Raw genomic sequence first — 21426 nt, 5'->3', positions numbered from 1 at the left:
TTGAAGATTGTTTTTACTCTGATATTATCAATAATCATTGCTCTAGGTACTAGCTCTAGTACCTGGGCATTTGATTTTGTGTTAGATGAAAACCATGCTGTTTTAAAAGATATTGAGAAGCTAGTTAATAAGAATTGGAAGAATCTTAAGGAGCTTCAAGAGAATGAAGAGTGGCTTGAAGGACAACTAAAACTTCAATATTTTGGAACAATCTATCAAAAAGGATGGCATGGGCCCAAGGTTCAAAGAAATATCTATCCTGCAATTAATGGTCAATTCCTCGTTGTGGACTCTGTCACACTTAATGCTCCAGTTCTGGAGCAGATGGCATATATCGGTGCGAACTTTCTATTTAAAACGCTTGTTCCCGTTTTACAGGGCGCTCCAATTGAAGAGCGTAAGTTTTCAAAAGTGACGACGGTTGATTCATACGAACAAGCAATAACTCTTAATCATATGAAGGTTAACGAACTTCCAATGACAAGAGCGAAACTTAATCAACTCAAAGATGGAGAACAAGTTAATACTATACTCATGACTGGCTTTGCTTCACGCATGAATTTAATCTGGTTAGAATTCCTTGATGTAGTCATTCCTGTTCTTGATCGCTTCGGCCCAAAAGCTAAGTTTAAAGTAATGAAGGCCTTAGATATTACCATCGAAAAAGCTGCGCAGGATATAGCGCTCATCACAATTAAAAACTTAAATGAGAGATCAAAAGGCCTAGGTTTGGGACTAAGTGTTTTCTTAGATGAAGTAATTGATCTCCCTATATCTATCGGTATCAATGGATCAGCAGGTTACTCTCCTATCGTTTTTAACTACAAGAATAAAGAAAGTAAGATCAACGAACTTGTTTACAAGGTGGATCTTAGTACAAAAGAAGGACTTGATGCTTACCTAAGCTTTCTAGCTCAAGATTTTTCTAAGCTACAAGACCTTGAAGAAAAAAGAAATCAAAGCGTTGATCTCTATATTCAAAAAGAAGGCGATATCAAAAATAGCGAGTTCAATTGGGGTTTAAATCTTCTTCTTTGGAAATCAGGTGCTCGCTATATAAAAGAAGATGGCAAGTATACAACGACATTTAATAATGGCGATGCTTACCATTACGACATTATCGAACATAAGAAAATTACTGATCATAAAGGATTTTCAGGAAAAGAAAATAGAAGCTTTGAAGTAAAAGCGATCGTTCCTACAAATGAAGATGCTATCTCTAGCTTTAGTTTAGAGCTTAGTTACACATATTCTGATGAAATTGCCACAGGCCGTGAACTAAATAATGAGGCGCAATTTCTCTTTGAACGATACCTTGATAATGGAATGAGAATTGATTTCGATAAAAAGAAGAAGTATGGCAAGGTACAAATTCACTCTTCTCTTATGTTTTCAACAAAGGCGATTTCAGAGATTATGAATGTTGATGATTTTGATTTATGGGAATCAATCGCCTTAGCTTTTGATTATACAAATTCTCTTATTTGGATTGATGGAGCTAAAAGACGTCAATTTGAAAGAGAGAATTATGTATACAACGACTCCCATAGTGGACAACAGAATCGCCTCTCACAAAGTGAAAAAAGAAAGCTAAAGCAGCTTGAAAACTTAAAGCTTGCAAAGAAGATTTATAATATTTTACATAAAATGCGTGTTAACGGTCTTACTAAGGAAAAGGCTGCTCTCTTAGTTGAAAGTCTTCGAAAGTCGAAACTAGGACCAAAGCTTCAAAGAGCTATGGTCAATATCATTGGACTTAATGATCTCATGGGACAGGGATATATTAGAGGAAATCTCTACTAGTCTCATTTAACAAGTTTTTTAAGTTTCTTTCCGTGCAAGTAACAATTTTGACTATGGTCTTGGACAATTCCACATGCCTGTAAGAAAGCATATATGATAGTGCTTCCAACAAAGCGAAATCCCCTCTTTTTTAAATCTTTTGATATGGCGTCACTTAACTCTGTTTTTGAGGGATAATCTTTAAGGCCAGAAAAGCTATTATAGATAGTCTTTCCATTTGTAAAAGACCAAATATACTTATCAAAGCTTCCAAACTCCTTTTGAACTTCGATAAAATACTTAGCATTTGAAACTGTTGACTCAACTTTTAGGCGATTTCTAATAATCCCCGGATCGAGTAAGAGTTTTTCAATCTTTGACGGTGTGATTTTTGAAACTTTCTTCACATCAAAATTATGGAAAACCTTACGATAATGCTCTCTTTTAGTTAATACAGTTTCCCAACTAAGGCCCGCCTGTGCACCTTCTAGAATAAGGAATTCGAAGAGAGTTCGATCATCGTGAATAGGTCTTCCCCACTCTTTATCATGATAATCGACATATTGTTTATTTGATAATTTTAACCACGGGCATCTTTCTTTCATAACGATCATTATAAACCTTTTTTAAATTATAAATAAGGATTAAAATAAACCTTCATGTACTTTCAGAAAGGATAATAAATGAGTAAAGTAGTCAAAAACTTAAGCTTCTGGGTACTCGTCGCAGGTGTACTTGGATATATTTTAGGATCAATTTTTGGTGATCCACTTTGGGCAACGTCAAAAAACCCTCCAGATATTTATCAAATAATCGTTATGATTAAGGATGTCTTCATCAGCTCACTTAAGATGATGATTGCTCCGATGATTTTCTTCTCACTAATTGGTGGGATAATCAGCATAGGTGAAATCACAAAACTTAAGTCCATGGGAATGGTGACGATCACTTACTATATCTCAACAACAATCATCGCAATCTTTATTGGTCTAACAGCAGTCTTCTTCATTCATCCATGGAAAGACTCTGGAGTAACAATTAAGACTAAGGATTCAATCCAACAGCAAAAGCCTGCTAAGTTCATTGCAGAGGGTTCTAACTCAATACCACTTGTCATTAAGAACGTTTTTACAACTGCGCTTGTAAATCCATTTCATGCCCTTGCAAATAATAATATTCTTGGAATTGTTACGGCAGCTCTTCTTCTAGGCTTATCGTTACTAATAGTTCATCACACCTCGAGTCCCCTTTATCAAATCGTTAAGGATCTCAATATAGTCATTAATCGGGTACTCCACTGGATTATCAATCTGAGTCCAATTGGTATTTTTGCTATCGTTTTTGATTTTAAGGTTAAGGTATCGGGAGATATTTTCTCTGAGCTTCTCTCTTTTGCCCTCTTAGTATTTGGGGCAACAATGGTACACGGGCTTCTCGTTCTTCCATCAATTGCATGGTTCTTTGGAGGACTAAACCCAATCAAACTATTTAAGAAAACGGCAAGGCCTCTACTACTTGCCCTTTCGACTGCCTCAAGTTCAGCAACACTTCCTGTAACAATGCAAACTTGTGAAGAAGAATTAGGCGTTTCTAAAGGTGTTAGTGGTTTTGTCTTTCCCCTAGGTGCAACAATGAATATGGATGGGACGGCACTATTTGAAGGGATTGCAGCTATCTTTTTGGCTAACCTTTATGGAATCGAGCTTTCAGGTGTTGCCATGTTCTCTATCTTCTTTATGGCAATGCTCTCTTCAGTAGGAGCACCAGGTATGCCTTCAGGCTCGATGTCAGGGATGCAGATGGTTCTTCTGGCCGCGGGAATTCCACTTGAAGCAATTGGTATTCTCTTAGTAATCGAGAGACCTCTTGATACTTTTAGGACGGCCGTAAATGTCGAGGGTGATATTATTGGAGCAGTTGTTACACAAAGATACTTAGATAAGAAATTAACATAAAAAAACAAAAGGCCGCTTTAAGCGGCCTTTTTTATTGGAGTCTAAGAAAGTTTAATTATTTTACAACAACATCAAATGCTAAACTAACTTTATCATCAATCGCTTTGTCACCAAGGCTTTTGAAGAAAGAAGCAGAACCATACTTAAGACCAAAGTCTGTACGATTAAACTCTAGTGAACCAACAAAATTCTTACCATTTTGTGCCGCTAGAAACTTAACTTCTTTTGTCTTTCCTAAAATTGTAAGGTCAGCAGTTACTGTAAAACCTTCAACTTTTTTAATATCTAGAGTAGCTGTTGGGTACTTTGAAACATGAAAGAAGTCTTCATTTTTAAGGTGACCATTTAACTTATCTAACCACTCACCTTGAAGGTCTGTCGCAGTAAAAGAGTTCATATCTACAACAACTTTTCCTGATACTAGTTGACCTTTTTCAAGCTTAACATCACCTGATTTAATTTTAACTGTACCGAAGTGACGACCAGTTACTTTAGTACCTTGCCAGAAAACAGTAGATTTTGAAGTATCAATTTTTTCAGCATAAGTTGCAAATACAGTAAATACCGCAAGGGCCATAACCATAAGTTTATTCATAATATTCCTCCATTTGAATTATGATATAATTTTTAAAATATCTTAACAAAGTATAGAAGAAAATAAAGATCATTATTAAGGACATCTTGTGCTATAATTAGTCCATGATTTGGATAACAATTGAACAAATTAAATGCCTACAGGCGTTAGAAAAGGCCGGAAGCTTTACTAAAGCAGCCTCAGAGCTAGCTAAGGCAAAGTCTGCGGTAATTTACTCTATTAACAATCTTGAGGAACAAGTAGGCTTCGAACTCGTCGATCGTTCATCTTATAGGCCACAGATAACAACAAAAGGTCAGGAGTTTCTAATTGAGGCCTCAAAGCTTACAAAGCAATATGATGAATTGATTCACAAGACTCAGCAAATTTCATCAAATGTTGAAACCAGATTATCCATTTCAGTGTCTGGAATTTATGGCCTTGAAAAACTATATCCAATTATCAAGAAGGCCATGGCCCGTTACCCATCCACAGAAATTATTCTTGAGCGTGAAATCCTAAGTGGAGAAAAAATGCTATTGAACGATAGAGTTGATTTAGCAATTTTTGAAGACCTCTCAAGTATCAAGAATTTTGACTATAAAATTATTGGTAAAGTTGATATGTATCTTGTGGTTGCAAAGGATCATCCTTTTCTTGATCTACCTAAAAACCAACAAAACTTTAAAGGCCTGGCACAATTTCCACAAATAATTCAACGAAGTACAATTCCAGATGACACAACAAATATTGGCGTGATTGAGGACTCTCTAAAGTGGAGGGTTACAGATACGCCGTCGAAAAAAGAGATTATTCTAAATGGCTTTGGTTGGGGAAGACTTCCCTATCCACTAATTGAGAAAGATCTAAAGGCCGGGCGACTAGTACACTTGAAGCATCTTGAGAGTAAAGTCCCAGTCACCTTTTGCTTAGGACACAAAAAAGAGCACCATTTAGGAGAAGTGGCCCAATATATCTGGGATTCCTTCTAAAATAGCGCAAATAAATTACCTGATTCTAGCATTTTTTCCCATTTCTTAAGCATTTAGTGCTAAGTTGCCCCCATTAACACTATAAAATTAAGGTAAGAAATGAAAACTGTTTATATCGGTAATCTCAACTACAAGATCACTGCTGAGCAATTAAAAGGTATCTTTTCACGCTTTGGCCGTGTTCAAGACGTGAACCTACTAACAATTCCGGGAACTCAAAAGAGCAAAGGTATTGCATTTATCAAGATGCAAAAAGAGCAAAGCGCACAAGATGCGATCAAGGGCCTTGATGGGACAACTCTAGACGGAAGAACTGTTAAGGTATCGATTGCTAAAGATAATTTTGAAGAGCAGAAGAAGTACAAGAAAGAGACTAAAGCAAAGGTTGAAAAAGAAGAGGCACAAGAGCTAATTATTGAAAAAAAGAAAGCTCGTCGCCGTCGTGGCCTAAATGAATTATTCGATCACCTAGGTAAGAAATAATGACGAATAATGATATTTTAAAAAAGCTTAGAATCGCATTATCTCTTAAGGATTTTGAAATTATCGAAATCTTAAAGCTAGTTGATTTTGAACTTACAAAATCTGAATTATCTGCAATTTTTAGAAAAGATGACCATCCAAATTATAAAGAATGTGGTGATCAACTTCTTAGAAAATTTCTTAATGGCCTAATCATTAAGAATCGCGGAACACGTGAAGAAAGAGAGGCCAAGGCACAAGCTTATAAGTCACAGGCCAAACCAGTAGCAAAAGCACCAATCAAGAAAAAGGCAAAATCTGATGCTCCATATAGGAAAAAACAATACACTAAAAGTTCTAAAAAAACTTCATAATGGATATACGCTAGTAGACGAAGAAAATATCCAGCAGGTATTTCTTCCAGAAAACTTTGCGCCTCTAAAAATAGAAGTGGGCTCAAAAGTTAAGGCCTTTATTTACCCAGATACTCAAGGAGAACTTGTTGCAACAACAGAGCTTCCTCTTGCAGTTGTTGGTGAGTATGCCCTATTAGATGCAATTGAAATCCAAGAATTTGGTGCATTCTTTGACTTGGGAACTTCTAAAGACCTACTTGTTCCAGGTAATGAGCAAAAAATAAAAGTTAGAAAATACGAGTCTCATATTGTTCGAATTTGTAAAGAAGAAGGTACTGGTCGAATCTTTGGGACGACAAAACTTGGAAAGTATATTGAATCTTCAGACTTCGATATTAATGTTGGAGATGAAGTAGATATTTTTATCGCTCAAGAAAGTGATTTAGGTTTCAGAGTTATCGTAAATAAGAAATTCATTGGAATGATTTATAAAAATGAAATCTTTCAACGTGTCTCTTGCGGAAAATACTTTAAAGCATTCGTTAAAAAGCTACGTGAAGATGGGCTTGTCGATGTTGCTCTACAAGAGCAAGGGATTAAAAACCTTGTCGACTCAAAAGACATTATTATCGACTTTCTAGAAAGAAATGGTGGCTCTAGCTTCTTAAATGATAAAAGTTCTCCGGAAGACATTAAGAACTTTCTAAATATGAGTAAGAAGACGTTTAAGAAAACAATTGGAATGCTCTATAAAGACAAGAAAATTACAATCTCAGATAACGGAATAAAATTAAATCAATAACAATAAGAAAGGCCCACAAAATGTGGGCCTTCTTTTTTAAGTACTCAATTTATATAATTAAAAATTAACCTTGAACTACTTTTACATTTACGGCACATGGACCTTTAGGACCTTCACCTAATTCGTATTCTACGCTATCACCGTCATTTGGCTCTCCACCTTGAACTGATGAAATGTGGAAGAAAAGATCTCCACCGTCATCTTTTGTGATAAATCCAAAACCTTTCGCTGAATTGTAGAATTTAACTTTACCTGTACTCATTTAATTAACCTCGTAATAAAATTATTCGTTAGATACGATTTTACCCTACTGTTTGCATAATTCCTAAGAAAAAAGGAAAAAAAATTTATTTTGCTGATCCTTGTCACTTTGACAGACGCGACGCTTCAAAATGTGCTCGAAATGTACTTTCTAAGTCACTGATATTATGGGTTTCTTTAGTTGCCTTCGTTCCCCATATTGCTCCAGGCCAAGAACGATCATTTTCATAACGACAGATTATATGGACGTGAAGCTGAGAGACCATATTTCCAAGGGCCCCAATATTTAACTTTTTAGGGTGATAGTTATCGCTTAGAAAGCGACTTACTTCATTGATTTCCTCAAGAAGCGTCACCTGATCATCCCACGAGAGTTCATGAATTTCACGAATCTCTTCTCTTTTTGGAACTAAGACTGCCCAAGGATTTTCTTGATCAGGTAAAAGCATAAGCTTTGAAAGTTTCATATCAGTAATTTCTATTAAATCTTTTTTTAAAACTTCATGTAGTTTAAACATTGATACCTTCTTTTTCCTTTATCGATTTCACAACTCGATATGCACTAGAAAAACATCCCTGTAAGAGATAGCCACCAGTTGGTGCTTCAAAGTCTAGCATCTCTCCTACAAAGTAATATTGATTATTTTTAATTGCTGACAAGTCATCATTCAATGATTCAAAACAAACACCACCAGAAGTAGAAATGGCCTCATCCATTGGTCTGGCCCTTAATACTTCTATCTCACAATCCTTAACCATCGCTGCCAAGTAATTAACATCTTCCTGTGCTTTTGAGCGATCAAGAACTTCATAAAGTAATGAAGTTGTAATCTTATCGAAATTTAAGTTCTTTCTTAGACGATTAGTTAATGAGTCCTTATTTCTACGAGACAATTTCTCAATAACATCTTGCCTCTTTAAGTCTGGTTTGAAGTCGATGTGGAGTTTAGTCGATACTGATTTCTCTAATTCATCTCTAAGTCCGTTGGAAATAGCGTAGACAGCTCCCCCCTCAACACCGTAAGGAGTCAACATGATCTCACCTCTGGCATTCTGGGATTCATTAGAAACAACTATATTTTTAACGAAGCCACGATCAACTTTATCCTGAAAGTGTTTAGACCAATTGATTTCAAAACCACAATTCATGGCCTTTAGTGGTGCAGTCTTCACACCGAGAGCTTCAATATACTCCATCCAAACACCGTCACTACCAGTCTTAGACCAGCTTCCTCCACCCATGGCCAAAATATAGTAATCAGCTTTTTGCGTCTTATTGCTATGATCGTGCTTAAAGATTAAATCACCATCAGCTGTTATATTAGTAAGACTATGTTTTAAATGAAGATGAAAATTTTCATGAGACTTTAGTGAATTCATCCATTGATGTAAGATATCTGCGGCCTTCATTTTCTTTGGAAATACTCTGCCACTAGTACCAATAAATGTCTCAGTACCAAGAGTATTTGCCCATTCGATTAAATCATTAGCATTGAAGTCTTTTAATAAAGAACGAAAGCGTGCTTCATCCTTAAAGTATTTTTTAGCAAACTCTTCTTGCTTCTCACTATGAGTGAGATTGAGACCACTATTTCCAGCGACTAAGAATTTCTTCCCGACACCACCAGTCTGTTCATACAGGTGAACCTCAATTCCCTCAATTTTAGAATTCAATAATTCATAAGCACAGAAGAGGCCTGCGGGGCCTCCTCCAACAATGGCAACGACAACTTGATTTGACATGATAGAATACTATCACGCAAGCAAGTTGGAGAAAAGTCTAAGCAGCTTTTGACGAGATTGTATCCATATCAATTTTGTAGCGCAATGCTTCGATCAAGCGATCCACTTTCTCCTGAGATATTGGCTCATTTCGACGGGAATCATTGATTAAATCATTCCAAGCAATCACATGATCAATAACATCTAAGTCCATGTCATTCAGTTTAACAAGGGCCAATGGCCAATTTTCAAAGCTTCTATTTTCGATCTCACGATCAGTCAATAAATTCACATTTTGATGGCGTGGATCCAAAATAATTTTATTATATGTATAAATCACATCATCTTTCTTTCCTTCAATAACCTGAAAAAAGAAGCCACTATTATACATCAGTACACCTGTCACATCTCTTGCATTATTATTTCGAAATGACGAAGAGACAATCTTATCCAAGTCCTGCTCAGGCTTAAAATCGCCTGTTTTTTCGCTGATATAAATGATTTGATATTCTTTGCTCATAGAGACCACCTTGCTGCACATTTGCTTTTATTATAGATGTTTCAAAAGGCAAATGAAGACAAGAATACTTAAATTGCAGCTTAATAATGAATCATTTCATTGCACATCTACATTGCTAAATTTCAAAAAAAACTTAAGCATTTTTCGATAAAAATAGAGTCTTAAAAACTCCTTATGCTGTCCCTTCTTCACCACAGCAAACTTAATTACTGCATCATCTTCACAGTCACCGTATGTTTTAATTGTCGTCTCCTTACCACGAACAAACCATGTCGCATTAGTGCGACTTTCATCAGATTGGTTATTACATCGATTGTGATAGATCCACTTATCAACGGCCTCCTGGGCCCCGATATGCCCAAAAGGATGTTCAGGGTAATAGTCCTTACCCACAAAAGGAATGGTATTATCTTTTGTGCCGTGGATATGAAATATTGGCACGGCCTTTACATTAGGGCATGGATCCTGTTCAATGATGACCTCACCATTTTCATCTCTAAGATCAAGGGTTGCACCCAAAACTCCAACTGCTGTCACATAATTAGGATAAGTACAGGCCATCTTGTAAGAAAAGAATCCACCATTAGAATGTCCAAAGAAATAGATTCGACTCATATCAACTCGATTGAATCGAGGATCGTTTGCTATATAGTCGATAAGGTTTTTTATATAGAGAGTGTCATCGACACCGGATTTATAAAAGTCACAACAAAAATTTCCACCGTTCCAATAATGCTCACCTTCAATATCCTTACGCCCTTCTGGAGTGAGAATCATGAAGCCAAGAACGTCCTTGTAGAATGAAAGACGAGTAAACATATACTGCATAAAAATTGAGCTTGTGTAGCCATGAACATTTACGATGAGTGGCCATTTCTCTTTTTGATAATAGCGCCGAGGCAACTCTAATAGTGCCGCAGGATGCCCTTGTTGTGACACATTTAATTTATAAGTTGTTCGAAAATGAGGGTGGCCAGCATAAACAAGAGTGGCCTTAAATAAAAAGAAGATTATCACCACGAGCGTGGCCCAGAATTTCATCACTAGCTCCTTGTAATATCAGTATCATACTGTTCGGCCATGGCCACTTCTAGTAAAAATAGAAGGGCTAAAGCGAAAATAATATTCCTTTAACACTCCCGTAAATCCGTGGACTAATCGCATTAAATAGATTAAGCTATGGGCCGTTAATACATCTAAAATTTAAATAAGGACGATTTATGATTTCCACATCCAATGTCAGCTTAAGCTTTGGTGGCAAGAAGCTATTTGAAGACGTTAATATCAAATTTACTCCGGGTAACTGCTACGGTTTAATTGGTGCCAACGGTGCTGGTAAGTCTACATTCATCAAGGTTCTTTCTGGTGAAGTTGAGCCAAATACTGGTTCAATCAATATCACTCCAGGTGAGCGCCTTTCAATTCTAAAGCAGGATCACTTTGCGTACGAAGAAGAACAAGTTCTTCAAGCAGTTCTTATGGGTAACGAAAAACTTTTCTCAATCATGAAAGAGAAAGACGCAATCTATATGAAAGAAGATTTCAGTGATGAAGATGGAATGAAAGCAGCTGAGCTTGAAAGTGAGTTCGCTGAAATGAATGGTTACGAAGCCGAGTCTGAAGCAGGTATTCTTCTTTCTGGTCTTGGAATTGGAACTGAATACCACTACAAATATATGAAAGAGCTTACAGGGCCCGAGAAAGTTAAGGTTCTTCTTGCTCAAGCACTTTTTGGATCTCCAGATATTCTTCTTCTGGATGAGCCGACAAACAACCTTGATATCAAAGCGATTCAGTGGCTAGAAAACTTTCTTCTTAACTATGAAAAGACTGTAATTGTTGTTTCCCACGACCGTCACTTCCTAAACAAGGTTTGTACACATATTGCAGATATCGACTTTGGTAAGATCACTACTTACGCTGGTAACTACGACTTCTGGAGAAAATCTTCAGAACTTGCTCAGAGACTTCGTGCAGACCAAAATAAGAAAGCTGAAGATAAGGCCAAAGAACTTAAGGCCTTCATCCAAAGATTCTCTGCCAACGCTTCAAAGTCTTCTCAGGCAACTTCAAGACAAAAGCAACTTGAAAAGCTTGAGCTGACAGACCTTCCACAATCGACGAGAAAATACCCATTCGTACAATTCGATCCTAAGCGTGAAGCAGGAAAAGAAATTCTACGAGTAGAAGGAATCTCTAAAACGATTGATGGTGTTAAGCTACTTGATAATGTTACTTTCATGCTTAACAAAGACGATAAGATCGTTCTTCTTGGTGAAAATGACGTTGCAAAATCAACTCTTATGAAAATCCTTATGGGAGAAATGGAGCCAGATGCTGGAACTGTAGAATGGGGTGTAACAATCACGAATTCATACTTTCCAAAAGATAACTCAAGCTATTTCATGGATGGTAAGAACGATCTTGTAAACTGGCTAAGACAATACTCTGAAAACAAAGACGAAACATTTATTCGTGGCTTCCTTGGTAAGATGCTTTTCTCAGGAGAGGAAGCTCTTAAGAAGACAAATGTTCTTTCAGGGGGAGAGAAAGTTCGTTGTATGATGTCAAAGCTTATGCTTTCAGGTGCAAACGTACTTCTAGTTGACGGTCCAACAGACCACCTAGACCTAGAAAGTATTACATCAGTGAACGAAGGTTTCGAAAGATTTAAAGGTAACCTAATCTTTACTTCACATGACCACGAGTTCATTCAAACAGTAGCAAACCGTATTATCGACCTTGACCACACAACTGGAAAAGTTATTGAAGATAAGTACGTTAGTTACGATGATTACTTAGCATCAAAATCATAATTGCTATAAATACTAAAGGCCTCTTCTTGAGGCCTTTTTGTCACTTTTACCTTATTACAAGGTGAATTCCTGTAAGAAAGTTCTCTAAGTCTACTAAATCCCGTAAAAAATGATGTAAGAAAGTAAATTTCTTTAGCTAAACAAAATTTTAATTTCAAAAAAGTCATCCCCCACGTTAGAACTGGCCAAATTCAATTAAAACTCAGAGGGAGATTTATGAAAAAATTGGTTCTACTATTAGTGCTTACGGCCCTGACAGCAACGACTTTTGCGGCCCCAGGTAGAGGAAGAAGAAATAACAACGATGACGAATTAAGAAATCGTCGCTCACGTGATGCTAGATATGATAGAGACTCACGTCAAAATAGACAGCGTGACAGAAGATATGATGATCGTCGCAATGACAGACGTTATGATGATAGACGTTATGACGACAGAAGATACGACGACCGTCGCACAACAAGACCTGATCCGACACGTGCTTACCGCCGCTACCGCCACACTCCAAACCGTGACTATGTAAGACACGACCGTCGATGGACATCTGCACGAGACTACCACAGAACAATTAGACCTATTTACGTTTATAATAACCGCTGGTTAAGAGTAAGTGTTTCATATGTTGATGGTTACTACTGGGATTACGACTATCCATACTTTATCTACAATGGTTACCGCCATCGCTACAGTGCTTACGATACTTGTAACTATGAACTTGTTGATAGCTGGAGTGATACAGTCGAAAGAACTTTCTACACGTATTCTTGTTCAACTGGATATGACCTTTGTGCAGATTTACGTGATGAATTAAATGACTACGAATACAATTACCGTTATTTCTGTGCCGAAAGATATAACTGGTAGATTCAATACTTATATAGGGGCCACATTAGGTGGCCCTTTTTTATTTTCGAATGAATCGATTAAATGAAGAAAAAGAAATAAGAATTGAAAGAACAATAATTAAAATGGCAAAGCCAATAATTTCAGTAGAACTAAAAATATAATTTAAATCAAATTGAAATTTAGCAACAGCAAAAGTAACAAGTTGACCTAACGTAATTCCTACCACAACAGCACTTACTGACATAAGCGCCATCTCTTTCATAATTGAATTTCTAATCTCGCTAAAACGAATCCCAATGATATTAATAAGAGAGATATCTTCTCGGCGAGACTCTAATTGGTGTGCAATGAGAGAGTAGATCACAAGCAGCCCCACAAGAAAGACGATGAAGCTCATCGTAACAAGAATCTTTGTGATACTCTCCATAATTGTTGCCACTCTTTTAAGAGAGCTTTGAATATCAATTAAAGACACGTTTTGAAACTTGGCCGCAAAGTCAGATTGAAGCTGATCATTAACATCCCCCTCACCTTTGCCAATGGCCGCAATAAAAGTCTTTGGTGCATCTTCAAGAATACCTGGGCCAAATGAAATAAAGAAATTTGGTAAGAAGCTCGTCCAACGAATCGAGCGAAAGCCTACAACTTTAGCAAGAATCGGCATTCCTAGTATATTATACTCTAGCTCATCTCCAAGATTAATACCTAGTCGACTCGCATAGCGCTGCTCAAGAGATACTTCTGCAACCTCATCTGTTTCAAAATCAAAACGCTTAGGCATACGTCCTTCGACAATCTCCTCACCCCTTACAAGATGATCGCGGTAGCTTAAGTTTGCACTTCGGTTACGACTTCGCTGCTCCCTTTGCTCCTCTCGTGTTAAATCCCCAAGTTTTTCAGGATCGTAACCTTCACCGTTAATTTTTACCAGACGTCCACGTACCATCGGACTAATATTTAGAAGATCTAGCTTTTTATCTGTGACAAAAGTCTTCAACTCTTCAACTTGCTCAGGCTGAATATCAAAGAGGAAATAAACAGGACGCTCTTCTGCAGGCATCGAAAGTTCCGCGCCGATAATATTTTTCACCGAAGGAATTAACGTCATGAGACTTGTAGAAATGAACAGACATAAGAAGATAAACAAAGTTGAAATCTTATGTCGAGTTACATACTTAAAGGCCATATTAGAAGATAGACTTAGTTTAGGATTAAGTTTTCCAAGACATGAAAGCACAAGACTTCCTACAGGAAAGAAAACTCCTATAATAATTAAGAAGACTACAATAAAAGCACTTCCAATAATTAAGCTCTCTGACAAGTAAATGGCCATCACCCAATAGAAAAGTACAATTGGGATAAATAGCAGGTAATCGGAAATATTATTAGATAAGCTTGTATCGTGATCAAAGAGTGCTTTTTGATCAACTCTTAAATAAGGAATAATTAAGGCCGGAGCTAATACAATAGTTGAAGCAACCCCAACGGCCATCGTGACAAAGAAAGTCGCTAGACTAAATTGTAACTCAATATCAATTCCTAAATTCTTACTGACCATGGTTTGAATAACTGGACTGAAGGCCGAACCAATAGCAATTCCAAGAAGTGATCCAAATAAACCCAAAAAGAAAAGTTTAAGCGTATAGATCTTAAAGATATCCTTCTTCTTCATCCCAATGAAGCCAAGAATTGCAAGATCCTTTCTTCGCTTTAAAAGAAATCCTCTAAAAAGATAGATAAGGCCAAGCCCCGCAAGAAATAGTCCACATAATGAAACAAGACCTAAGAAATCACTTAGATAATCCATTGAGCGCCCCACTCTTTCAGAATTAGACTGAGGAGATCGGATGCGAATTGATGAATCGATAATTTTAGCTTTTAAATCCTTTTCCGCTTTAACAAGTTCTTTGTCACTTAGTTCTTTGGCCATCTTAAAATGAAGACCTGTCCAAATTGTACTTCCAGGCTTGATAAGATCAGTTGAATCGAGAACTTCATTTTTCAAATAAAGTCTTGGTGCTAGTTGTCCCATAGAAAAGCCTGCAGAGCCATCTTCTTCGACGATTCCTGCTACTTTAAACGTTTGTGATCCAATCTTTATCTCCTTGCCTACATCAAGTCCAAGTTGACCAACAAGTTCAGGATAAATAAAGACTTCATTCTCTTTTAAATCGCGAAAGCTCTTGCCACTCTTTGATCGGATATCACCATAGAAAGGAAACCCTTGACCAAGTCCTCTTATATTGACCAGTCGACTCTTTTCACCGTTAAAGAGCATCGAATATAAAGAGCGATTGCGAGTCATTTCACTATAAACGAGATTAGACTTTGCGATTTCTAAAGTATCCTTAGTAATGGCAATACGTGAACTAACCGATATATCAGAGCCTAGAAGTGATTTTGATTTCGCTGTTAGAGCACTATCAAATGAAGACTTAAAAACTTCAATAGTTGAAAGTCCAACCATCCCAATAGAGAGATTTAGAATAAAAATAATAAAGAACATTGGAGAGCTTCTAAGCTCTCGCATAACCATTTTAAGCTTCAAGACTTAGCACTCCATTTTCTAAGTGATAAATCTTCTCACACCTCTTTGCTAAATCCTTATCGTGCGTCACAAGGACAAGGCTCATCTTTTCATCTCGAACAATATCAAAGATTAGATTCATGACTTCATCACCAGTATTCTCATCAAGACTTCCACTTGGCTCATCTGCCAGAAGAACACCTGGGTGAGTAACGAGAGCGCGAGCAATGGCAATTCGCTGCTTCTCTCCACCACTTAGCTGATTTGGGAAATGCGTCTTTCGGTGACTCATGCCAACTTTTTCAAGAAAGTAATCCACACGGTCTTTCTGATGGCCATTACCATTTACTTCGAGCGGTAAGAGGACATTTTCATATGCATTTAGATGTTCTAATAAATGAAATTGTTGAAAGACCACACCAATATGCTTTGCTCTAAGATCTGTGATCTCTTCGCTATTTAGATCTTTGAGTGAATTATTGCGATATGAAATATCACCACTAGTGGCATCATCAATTCCACATAAGAGTGATAAGAGAGTTGATTTTCCACTACCAGATTTACCTAGGATTGCGATGGTCTCCCCTTCACTAACTCCAAGCTCAACACCTTTTAAAACATTGAGGATTTCTTCTCCTTGAGAAAAATCCTTTCTCACTTCTTTAAGTGATAATACTAATTCAGTCATTATAAAGCTTTCCTTATAAACGGTGCGACCGTCTTTGCAATAATCTTGTGTCCTTCCTCATTTGGGTGGATGCCATCGTCAATATTATACTGACGCTGTCCTGCTACATCCTTAAGTAAGAATGGAAGCAGTGTAACTCCCTCTTCTTTCTTTAAATCAGGAAACATTTTTTGAAATTCTTTTGTGTATTCAGGCCCATAATTTGGTGGAATCTGCATTCCTGCCAAAATAACTTTTACACCCTTACTCTTTGCAAGCTTGATAGCATTTTTTAAATTCTCTTTTGTACTCACAAGTTTAATTCCACGAAGTCCATCATTTGCCCCAAGAGCAAGTAGCATAACATCAGGTTTTCCTCTTAAAGACCACTTAAGGCGAGAAACAGCAGAAGCTGAAGTAGAACCGCTAATGCTTGCATTCATGACTTCAATTTCAATGCCTTCTCTTTTTAAGATATCTTTCACAAGATTTGGATAGGCCTTCTCTGGATCAATTCCATAACCGGCAGTAAGAGAGTCTCCGAGGAAGAGAACTTTTGGCGCAGCAAATGTTGAGAGACTAATTAATAGAACTAGTAAAAATTTATTCATAACAACTCCAATCATCTTATTTTAGGGCATCACAGCAAAAATAGCGAAGTTCATTTCGCTTTTTTACAAAGATTTAACAAAGCCTTTATTAATGCTTTGCTGGCCCTCTTTCATCAGTTAAACTAGATAAGTGAGTCAAGGAATCGAGATACTTCAAAAAATATTTGGTTATAATGCCTTTCGCGGCAATCAAGAAAAGATTGTGGAAAGTGTCATTGCAGGAAATAACGCACTGGTCCTCATGCCAACAGGTGGTGGGAAGTCCTTGTGCTATCAAATTCCAGCACTTGCTCGCTTTGGGACGGCCATTGTTATCTCTCCCCTCATCGCTCTTATGAAAGACCAAGTTGACGCCCTTATTGAAAAAGGCGTCGAAGCGGCTTACTTAAATTCTTCAATTTCTCATAGTGAACAGGATGATATTGTGGGAAATCTTCTCAACGGAAATATTAAGATCCTCTATGTCTCGCCAGAGCGTATGATGAATGAATACTTTCAGAGAATTTTGGAGCGCATTGAGATTTCTCTCTTTGCCATTGATGAGGCACACTGTGTTTCTCAATGGGGCCATGATTTTAGACCTGAGTATATGCAGCTTGGCATGATCACAAAGAAATTTCCCGACATCCCTCGCATTGCTCTTACCGCTACGGCCGGTGAAGCAACACGTGGTGAGATCATTCGCTGTCTAAACCTCCATGGCTCAAGTCTCTTTATCAGCTCTTTTGATCGACCAAATATTACATACGAAGTTCAAAAGAAGACAACGAAAGAAAAAGACTTCTATCGTCTCACGCAATTTGTTCAAGATAATCTTGATGGCCAATCAGGAATCGTCTACTGCCTTTCACGCAAGGGTGTTGAAGAATGTGCCGACAAATTAGTTAAAGCGGGCTTTAAGGCCTATGCCTACCATGCGGGAATGAGTGCCAATTACCGCGAAAAAGTTCAAGAGAAATTTATCACTCAAAAGAATGTCATCGTTGTAGCAACCATTGCATTTGGAATGGGAATTGATAAGGCCGACGTACGCTTTGTTGCCCATATGGATATGCCAAAGTGTCTTGAGTCCTACTATCAAGAAACGGGACGAGCAGGACGAGATGGACTCCCTTCTCAGGTTCTAATGTTCTATGGACTAAGAGATCTTGTTCTTTTAAAAAGAATTGCTAATAAAGGCGTTGGCGCAGCAGCTCGTCGCCGCGTGAATGAAGAAAAGCTTGATGCCATTCTTGGTTTTTGCGAGGCCACAACTTGTCGCCGCGAAGTTCTTCTTAATTACTTTAATGACCCCTATCAAGGCCCATGTGGAAATTGTGATATCTGCTTAAGTGAACAGACTAAGCAGAAGCGTATTAATGCAACTGAAATTGCCAAGGCCGTTCTCACTTGTGTTTATGAAACTGACCAGCGCTACAACGTCCACTATATCGTCGATGTTCTCAAAGGAAATATTTCAGGCGTCATTCAAAAAAATGGCCACCACCATATCACAAGCTTTGGCTATGCAAGTAAAGAAGACGAAGGATTTCTTTATTCTCTTTGTCGCCAACTAATTGCCCAAGGCCATCTTAAGATGATTATGGATGGAAGCTCAGAAATTAAACTTACTCAATCGGCCATCGATGTTATCGAAGATCGCAAGGAAGTCATGATTCGTGCAGACTTTAAAAAAGGTGCACCTGCTTCGAAGTCGACTGCGACAAAAACAAAAGCAACAAAGAAGAAAGCAGTTCGCAAGAAGGCCACCACAAGAAAGAAAGCTGTCGCCACATATAGGCCAAATGATGGAACTGATAAAACAATGTATGAGAATTTAAAAGTTCTACGATCAAAGCTTGCCAAACAAAAACGCACACAGGCCTTTAAGATTTTTCCAGACAAGACTCTTATGGAGATGGCCGCCCAACGCCCACAAACTCTCGATGATCTCGAAAGTATCTATGGGGTTGGACCTAAGAAACTTCAGCGCTTTGGGAAGATTTTCCTTGAGGCGTTGAATGGGGATGCTTAATCACAACCTAATTTTATCATTACCGACTGCAAGAACATGTATTTGTTTTGCTTCTTATAGTTCCATCAGGAGCTTTATTACTGCAATATCCTTGAAGAGTAACTTCATCACTCCCATTAAATAATTTGCCATAAGAAGGATTTAACTGCTCTATATATTCTACCTTTGTATATTGTAATTGACACGATCTTCCTTCATTATAAACAGTACATTCAACATCGCACACAGGCGCAGAGGTATAAAATGGCCCCTCACAAGTATCTGTATACTCTTTCCCCTCTATTGGTTTAGGAAGACATTTCCCGCCACAAAAGACTTGGTCACTTTCACGACAACATGATTCACCAGTACAAAGAGTTATATTTTCTTTATAATTACCTATATAATCATATTCATTTAAAAACTTATAGGACATTGATAAAGTAAACTTCACCTCATTATTGTAAATTAAATCCTTTGGGATTGTCACTGTTTTCAAATTAGATGATGTACTATATGTCTTGACTAAAGTTCCATTTGACTCATAAATTTTTATCTCAAAATCATATACGACTCCATCACTTGATAAACTTATAGTTTTAGATGCATGAAAATCAGTAGTGAGCGGAGTACTAGGCATTAGCGAAACTTTAAAACTATCACCTAGATTCACGACTTTTATATAATTTCTTAAATCATATTCTTCAACCTCATTGTTCATGTAGCTCTTTCCAATAAAAATTCTTCTTTCACATACATCTGGATACTTTTTAAATATTCCCTCAACTGCATCAACAGTAAGATCAAAAGCTGTTTCATTGTAAGGCCCAATCAAAGTTGGACTTACCATCCTTTCTTTCGAAGTATACCAGTCGATTACTCCATGTCCTAAAGGGTCATCCTCATTAAATGCAAGTAATGATATCTTTGCAAGTAGAAAAGGACTTTTTGATAATAAAGCACCATAATAGCTTGATAGTTTTTTATTACTTGTTTTAGCATAATGAGTTTGCTCTATTCCAAGTAAACCTGTAGCTACATCGTTATAAAATTTGATATCTATGGCGTTTCCTGCACCAAGATTATCAGCAGGTGAACCAAACCTCATATTACCAATATAGTTTGAATAATCATCAAAACCATTCTTATCTAACTCAGACCTTAACTGATCAACAAACAAATTCCCCTGAGAATGAGAATAGATGAATACTCTTTCTTTCATCTCGATATGAGGTCTAACGGCATCGTAGAGTTTTAACAAGTCAGATTTACTAGGGTCTTTCTGTAACTCTTCTTCATATTTCTTCCTTAAATCGTCTTTAAACTTTCCTAATTCGAATCTAAATGAGCCTGAAACTTGAGACATAGATGCTTCAAAGTTTACTGAGTTACCAAACTCTTGAGCAGCGACAGCCATATAGCTGTATGCTTTATCTTCTGCCATTTTCCTTTCATCTTCAATACTTCCTTCAAATGGCAAATCAAAAAAGAGATCTATCTTTTGCAGCAAAGCCTCCAATAAATCTTTTTCAATTCCCTCTGTCTGATTGAAATATCCACTTTCACCACTGTAAAATATAAAATTGTCATATGGAGGCTTTGTGTTTTTATACTTATCATTAACAACCTTTAATGCAATCCAATTTTTTTTGTATGATTCAATCGTAGTATTTATCCCGTTAACATAGTAAACATGAATATCATTCTTTGGATAACAGGTATATTCAAACTCAGCCCTTACACTACTTAACAGTATTATTAAGATTATTGTAAAAGTCTTCATAAACCTCTCCTCTTGATAGTATCTTATCTTTATAGTAATCAAAATCTATATTATCTTCATAAAGCCTAGGCTTTTCATTAAAGAACTTTGTAGATAAATTTTTCTCAATTCGAATTTCACCATTAACATCAGTCAAACTTCTTTTTTGCAATAGAAACATTTCATTTTTACTAAGACCAAGTTCAACACAAGCGTATTTTAAATTAATGATATCTTGAGTAGATATAGAGAATTGATAAAAAAACCAATTTTCATCCAAAATGCCTTTTCTCTGAGCTGTATTAAAACTTAGCTTAAACACCTGTGCGTGGATCTTTTTTATTGAAGTATCTACAAAACTATTTGTTATTCTTTTATTTTTGTGTAGTAAATACCAACAGGACTGTGTATTTATATAATCAATTTTTTTATCATTATCGATATGCGCTTTATTCTCCATCACAACATATAAGTTTTTGAGCCAATTATAATATGCTTTAAGAACGAGAGGATCCCAATCTTTGTATGCTTCTTCTCCAAAGCGCTCTAGGTCATCCCTCATCCCATTGCCATTTGCATCTATTCCAGCAAGCGTCTCACTTTTGTCTTCATAATCTATGTCATATGTACGTCGATACTCATTAGTAAACCATATTAATGCCATTCCAAAAAGAAACGGTATAGCGGTAATCAATGGGATAAAATACTTAATGTGCGCTAAGATAAATGGTAGCGAAAACCACGCCAACATAGCTTTAACAACTTCTTTAAATTTCAA

21 protein-coding genes are annotated in these 21426 nt (G+C 37.0%); 9 read left to right on the top strand and 12 right to left on the bottom strand.

Annotated elements, in window-relative coordinates; translation table 11 throughout:
• On the top strand, window positions 1-1803 hold the full coding sequence (locus tag ACMAWV_RS14390) for a hypothetical protein (protein WP_412470127.1): 1803 nt from the start codon (window positions 1-3) through the stop codon (window positions 1801-1803).
• A 2-nt stretch (window positions 1804-1805) separates the two neighbouring features.
• Here the strand turns inward: ACMAWV_RS14390 and ACMAWV_RS14385 are convergent, their stop codons facing one another.
• Window positions 1806-2387, bottom strand: a complete 582-nt coding sequence (locus tag ACMAWV_RS14385; RefSeq protein ID WP_412470128.1) for a DNA-3-methyladenine glycosylase I — start codon at window positions 2385-2387, stop codon at window positions 1806-1808.
• A gap of 78 nt (window positions 2388-2465) precedes the next feature.
• On the opposite strand from ACMAWV_RS14385, the gene ACMAWV_RS14380 reads away from it, so the two are divergent.
• Window positions 2466-3737, top strand: a complete 1272-nt coding sequence (locus ACMAWV_RS14380; protein WP_103218062.1) for a dicarboxylate/amino acid:cation symporter — start codon at window positions 2466-2468, stop codon at window positions 3735-3737.
• A 55-nt stretch (window positions 3738-3792) separates the two neighbouring features.
• On the opposite strand, the gene ACMAWV_RS14375 is transcribed toward ACMAWV_RS14380, so the two are convergent.
• Window positions 3793-4332: a YceI family protein gene (locus ACMAWV_RS14375; RefSeq protein WP_103218063.1), complete on the bottom strand. Its 540-nt coding sequence runs from the start codon at window positions 4330-4332 to the stop codon at window positions 3793-3795.
• Between the two features lie 104 nt (window positions 4333-4436).
• Here ACMAWV_RS14375 and ACMAWV_RS14370 point away from each other — a divergent pair, with 104 nt between their 5' ends.
• The 4 genes from ACMAWV_RS14370 to ACMAWV_RS14355 all read left to right on the top strand — a co-directional run bounded on the left by ACMAWV_RS14370 (window position 4437) and on the right by ACMAWV_RS14355 (window position 6923).
• On the top strand, window positions 4437-5303 hold the full coding sequence (locus ACMAWV_RS14370) for a LysR family transcriptional regulator (RefSeq protein ID WP_103218064.1): 867 nt from the start codon (window positions 4437-4439) through the stop codon (window positions 5301-5303).
• 99 nt (window positions 5304-5402) lie between these two features.
• Complete coding sequence (locus ACMAWV_RS14365) at window positions 5403-5786, top strand: RNA recognition motif domain-containing protein (protein ID WP_103218065.1); 384 nt, start codon at window positions 5403-5405, stop codon at window positions 5784-5786.
• Window positions 5786-6139, top strand: a complete 354-nt coding sequence (locus ACMAWV_RS14360; RefSeq protein WP_103218066.1) for a DUF1456 family protein — start codon at window positions 5786-5788, stop codon at window positions 6137-6139. The genes ACMAWV_RS14365 and ACMAWV_RS14360 overlap by 1 nt, the downstream gene beginning before the upstream one ends.
• Window positions 6087-6923 (top strand): S1 RNA-binding domain-containing protein, encoded by an 837-nt coding sequence (locus ACMAWV_RS14355; RefSeq protein WP_103218067.1) that lies wholly within the window; start codon window positions 6087-6089, stop codon window positions 6921-6923. The genes ACMAWV_RS14360 and ACMAWV_RS14355 overlap by 53 nt, the downstream gene beginning before the upstream one ends.
• Window positions 6924-6987: 64 nt before the next feature.
• Here ACMAWV_RS14355 and ACMAWV_RS14350 read toward each other — a convergent pair whose 3' ends face one another.
• From ACMAWV_RS14350 to ACMAWV_RS14330, 5 genes are all read right to left on the bottom strand, one after another.
• A complete protein-coding gene (locus tag ACMAWV_RS14350) occupies window positions 6988-7185 on the bottom strand; it encodes a cold-shock protein (RefSeq protein WP_021267754.1) in 198 nt (65 codons plus the stop codon).
• Window positions 7186-7288: 103 nt separating this feature from the next.
• Entirely contained in the window at window positions 7289-7702 is a 414-nt protein-coding gene (locus tag ACMAWV_RS14345; RefSeq protein ID WP_392992520.1) for an HIT domain-containing protein, read from the bottom strand.
• Entirely contained in the window at window positions 7695-8927 is a 1233-nt protein-coding gene (locus ACMAWV_RS14340; protein ID WP_412470129.1) for a TIGR03862 family flavoprotein, read from the bottom strand. Before ACMAWV_RS14340 ends, ACMAWV_RS14345 begins: the two co-directional genes overlap by 8 nt.
• A 37-nt stretch (window positions 8928-8964) precedes the next feature.
• Entirely contained in the window at window positions 8965-9426 is a 462-nt protein-coding gene (locus tag ACMAWV_RS14335; RefSeq protein WP_158246872.1) for a BLUF domain-containing protein, read from the bottom strand.
• Window positions 9427-9522: 96 nt separating this feature from the next.
• On the bottom strand, window positions 9523-10467 hold the full coding sequence (locus ACMAWV_RS14330) for an alpha/beta hydrolase family esterase (protein ID WP_412470130.1): 945 nt from the start codon (window positions 10465-10467) through the stop codon (window positions 9523-9525).
• 179 nt (window positions 10468-10646) lie between these two features.
• Here ACMAWV_RS14330 and ACMAWV_RS14325 point away from each other — a divergent pair, with 179 nt between their 5' ends.
• Both ACMAWV_RS14325 and ACMAWV_RS14320 read left to right on the top strand, forming a co-directional pair.
• A complete protein-coding gene (locus ACMAWV_RS14325; RefSeq protein ID WP_103218072.1) occupies window positions 10647-12242 on the top strand; it encodes an ABC-F family ATP-binding cassette domain-containing protein in 1596 nt (531 codons plus the stop codon).
• A 216-nt stretch (window positions 12243-12458) separates the two neighbouring features.
• Window positions 12459-13106, top strand: coding sequence for a hypothetical protein (locus ACMAWV_RS14320; protein ID WP_412470131.1), 648 nt, complete (start codon window positions 12459-12461; stop codon window positions 13104-13106).
• A gap of 40 nt (window positions 13107-13146) precedes the next feature.
• Here the strand turns inward: ACMAWV_RS14320 and ACMAWV_RS14315 are convergent, their stop codons facing one another.
• The 3 genes from ACMAWV_RS14315 to ACMAWV_RS14305 are packed head-to-tail and all read right to left on the bottom strand — an operon-like array spanning window position 13147 to window position 16893.
• Window positions 13147-15636, bottom strand: a complete 2490-nt coding sequence (locus tag ACMAWV_RS14315; RefSeq protein ID WP_412470132.1) for an ABC transporter permease — start codon at window positions 15634-15636, stop codon at window positions 13147-13149.
• Entirely contained in the window at window positions 15626-16303 is a 678-nt protein-coding gene (locus ACMAWV_RS14310; protein ID WP_103218076.1) for an ABC transporter ATP-binding protein, read from the bottom strand. Before ACMAWV_RS14310 ends, ACMAWV_RS14315 begins: the two co-directional genes overlap by 11 nt.
• Window positions 16303-16893 (bottom strand): arylesterase, encoded by a 591-nt coding sequence (locus ACMAWV_RS14305; RefSeq protein WP_412470133.1) that lies wholly within the window; start codon window positions 16891-16893, stop codon window positions 16303-16305. Before ACMAWV_RS14305 ends, ACMAWV_RS14310 begins: the two co-directional genes overlap by 1 nt.
• 130 nt (window positions 16894-17023) lie before the next feature.
• On the opposite strand from ACMAWV_RS14305, the gene recQ reads away from it, so the two are divergent.
• Window positions 17024-18907: a DNA helicase RecQ gene (gene recQ, locus ACMAWV_RS14300; RefSeq protein ID WP_412470134.1), complete on the top strand. Its 1884-nt coding sequence runs from the start codon at window positions 17024-17026 to the stop codon at window positions 18905-18907.
• 19 nt (window positions 18908-18926) lie between these two features.
• Here the strand turns inward: recQ and ACMAWV_RS14295 are convergent, their stop codons facing one another.
• Both ACMAWV_RS14295 and ACMAWV_RS14290 read right to left on the bottom strand, forming a co-directional pair.
• Window positions 18927-20669, bottom strand: a complete 1743-nt coding sequence (locus tag ACMAWV_RS14295) for a hypothetical protein (protein ID WP_412463179.1) — start codon at window positions 20667-20669, stop codon at window positions 18927-18929.
• Window positions 20629-21426, bottom strand: coding sequence for a hypothetical protein (locus ACMAWV_RS14290; protein WP_412463180.1), 798 nt, complete (start codon window positions 21424-21426; stop codon window positions 20629-20631). Before ACMAWV_RS14290 ends, ACMAWV_RS14295 begins: the two co-directional genes overlap by 41 nt.

Source organism: Halobacteriovorax sp. RT-1-1 (genome assembly GCF_047085455.1).
In the GTDB taxonomy this organism is placed as follows: Bacteria; Bdellovibrionota; Bacteriovoracia; order Bacteriovoracales; family Bacteriovoracaceae; genus Halobacteriovorax_A.
The sequence above is the reverse complement of the archived record's forward strand: the minus strand, read 5'-3'. Positions and strand labels throughout refer to the sequence as shown.

Excerpts from the sequence above, each read along its gene's own strand:
- ACMAWV_RS14385 (WP_412470128.1), bottom strand. The coding sequence starts at position 2,387 with ATGAAAGAAAGATGCCCGTGGTTAAAATTATCAAATAAACAATATGTC.
- ACMAWV_RS14380 (WP_103218062.1), top strand. The coding sequence starts at position 2,466 with ATGAGTAAAGTAGTCAAAAACTTAAGCTTCTGGGTACTCGTCGCAGGT.
- ACMAWV_RS14375 (WP_103218063.1), bottom strand. The coding sequence starts at position 4,332 with ATGAATAAACTTATGGTTATGGCCCTTGCGGTATTTACTGTATTTGCA.
- ACMAWV_RS14370 (WP_103218064.1), top strand. The coding sequence starts at position 4,437 with ATGATTTGGATAACAATTGAACAAATTAAATGCCTACAGGCGTTAGAA.
- ACMAWV_RS14365 (WP_103218065.1), top strand. The coding sequence starts at position 5,403 with ATGAAAACTGTTTATATCGGTAATCTCAACTACAAGATCACTGCTGAG.
- ACMAWV_RS14360 (WP_103218066.1), top strand. The coding sequence starts at position 5,786 with ATGACGAATAATGATATTTTAAAAAAGCTTAGAATCGCATTATCTCTT.
- ACMAWV_RS14355 (WP_103218067.1), top strand. The coding sequence starts at position 6,087 with ATGCTCCATATAGGAAAAAACAATACACTAAAAGTTCTAAAAAAACTT.
- ACMAWV_RS14350 (WP_021267754.1), bottom strand. The coding sequence starts at position 7,185 with ATGAGTACAGGTAAAGTTAAATTCTACAATTCAGCGAAAGGTTTTGGA.
- ACMAWV_RS14345 (WP_392992520.1), bottom strand. The coding sequence starts at position 7,702 with ATGTTTAAACTACATGAAGTTTTAAAAAAAGATTTAATAGAAATTACT.
- ACMAWV_RS14340 (WP_412470129.1), bottom strand. The coding sequence starts at position 8,927 with ATGTCAAATCAAGTTGTCGTTGCCATTGTTGGAGGAGGCCCCGCAGGC.
- ACMAWV_RS14335 (WP_158246872.1), bottom strand. The coding sequence starts at position 9,426 with ATGAGCAAAGAATATCAAATCATTTATATCAGCGAAAAAACAGGCGAT.
- ACMAWV_RS14330 (WP_412470130.1), bottom strand. The coding sequence starts at position 10,467 with ATGAAATTCTGGGCCACGCTCGTGGTGATAATCTTCTTTTTATTTAAG.
- ACMAWV_RS14325 (WP_103218072.1), top strand. The coding sequence starts at position 10,647 with ATGATTTCCACATCCAATGTCAGCTTAAGCTTTGGTGGCAAGAAGCTA.
- ACMAWV_RS14320 (WP_412470131.1), top strand. The coding sequence starts at position 12,459 with ATGAAAAAATTGGTTCTACTATTAGTGCTTACGGCCCTGACAGCAACG.
- ACMAWV_RS14310 (WP_103218076.1), bottom strand. The coding sequence starts at position 16,303 with ATGACTGAATTAGTATTATCACTTAAAGAAGTGAGAAAGGATTTTTCT.
- ACMAWV_RS14305 (WP_412470133.1), bottom strand. The coding sequence starts at position 16,893 with ATGAATAAATTTTTACTAGTTCTATTAATTAGTCTCTCAACATTTGCT.
- ACMAWV_RS14295 (WP_412463179.1), bottom strand. The coding sequence starts at position 20,669 with ATGAAGACTTTTACAATAATCTTAATAATACTGTTAAGTAGTGTAAGG.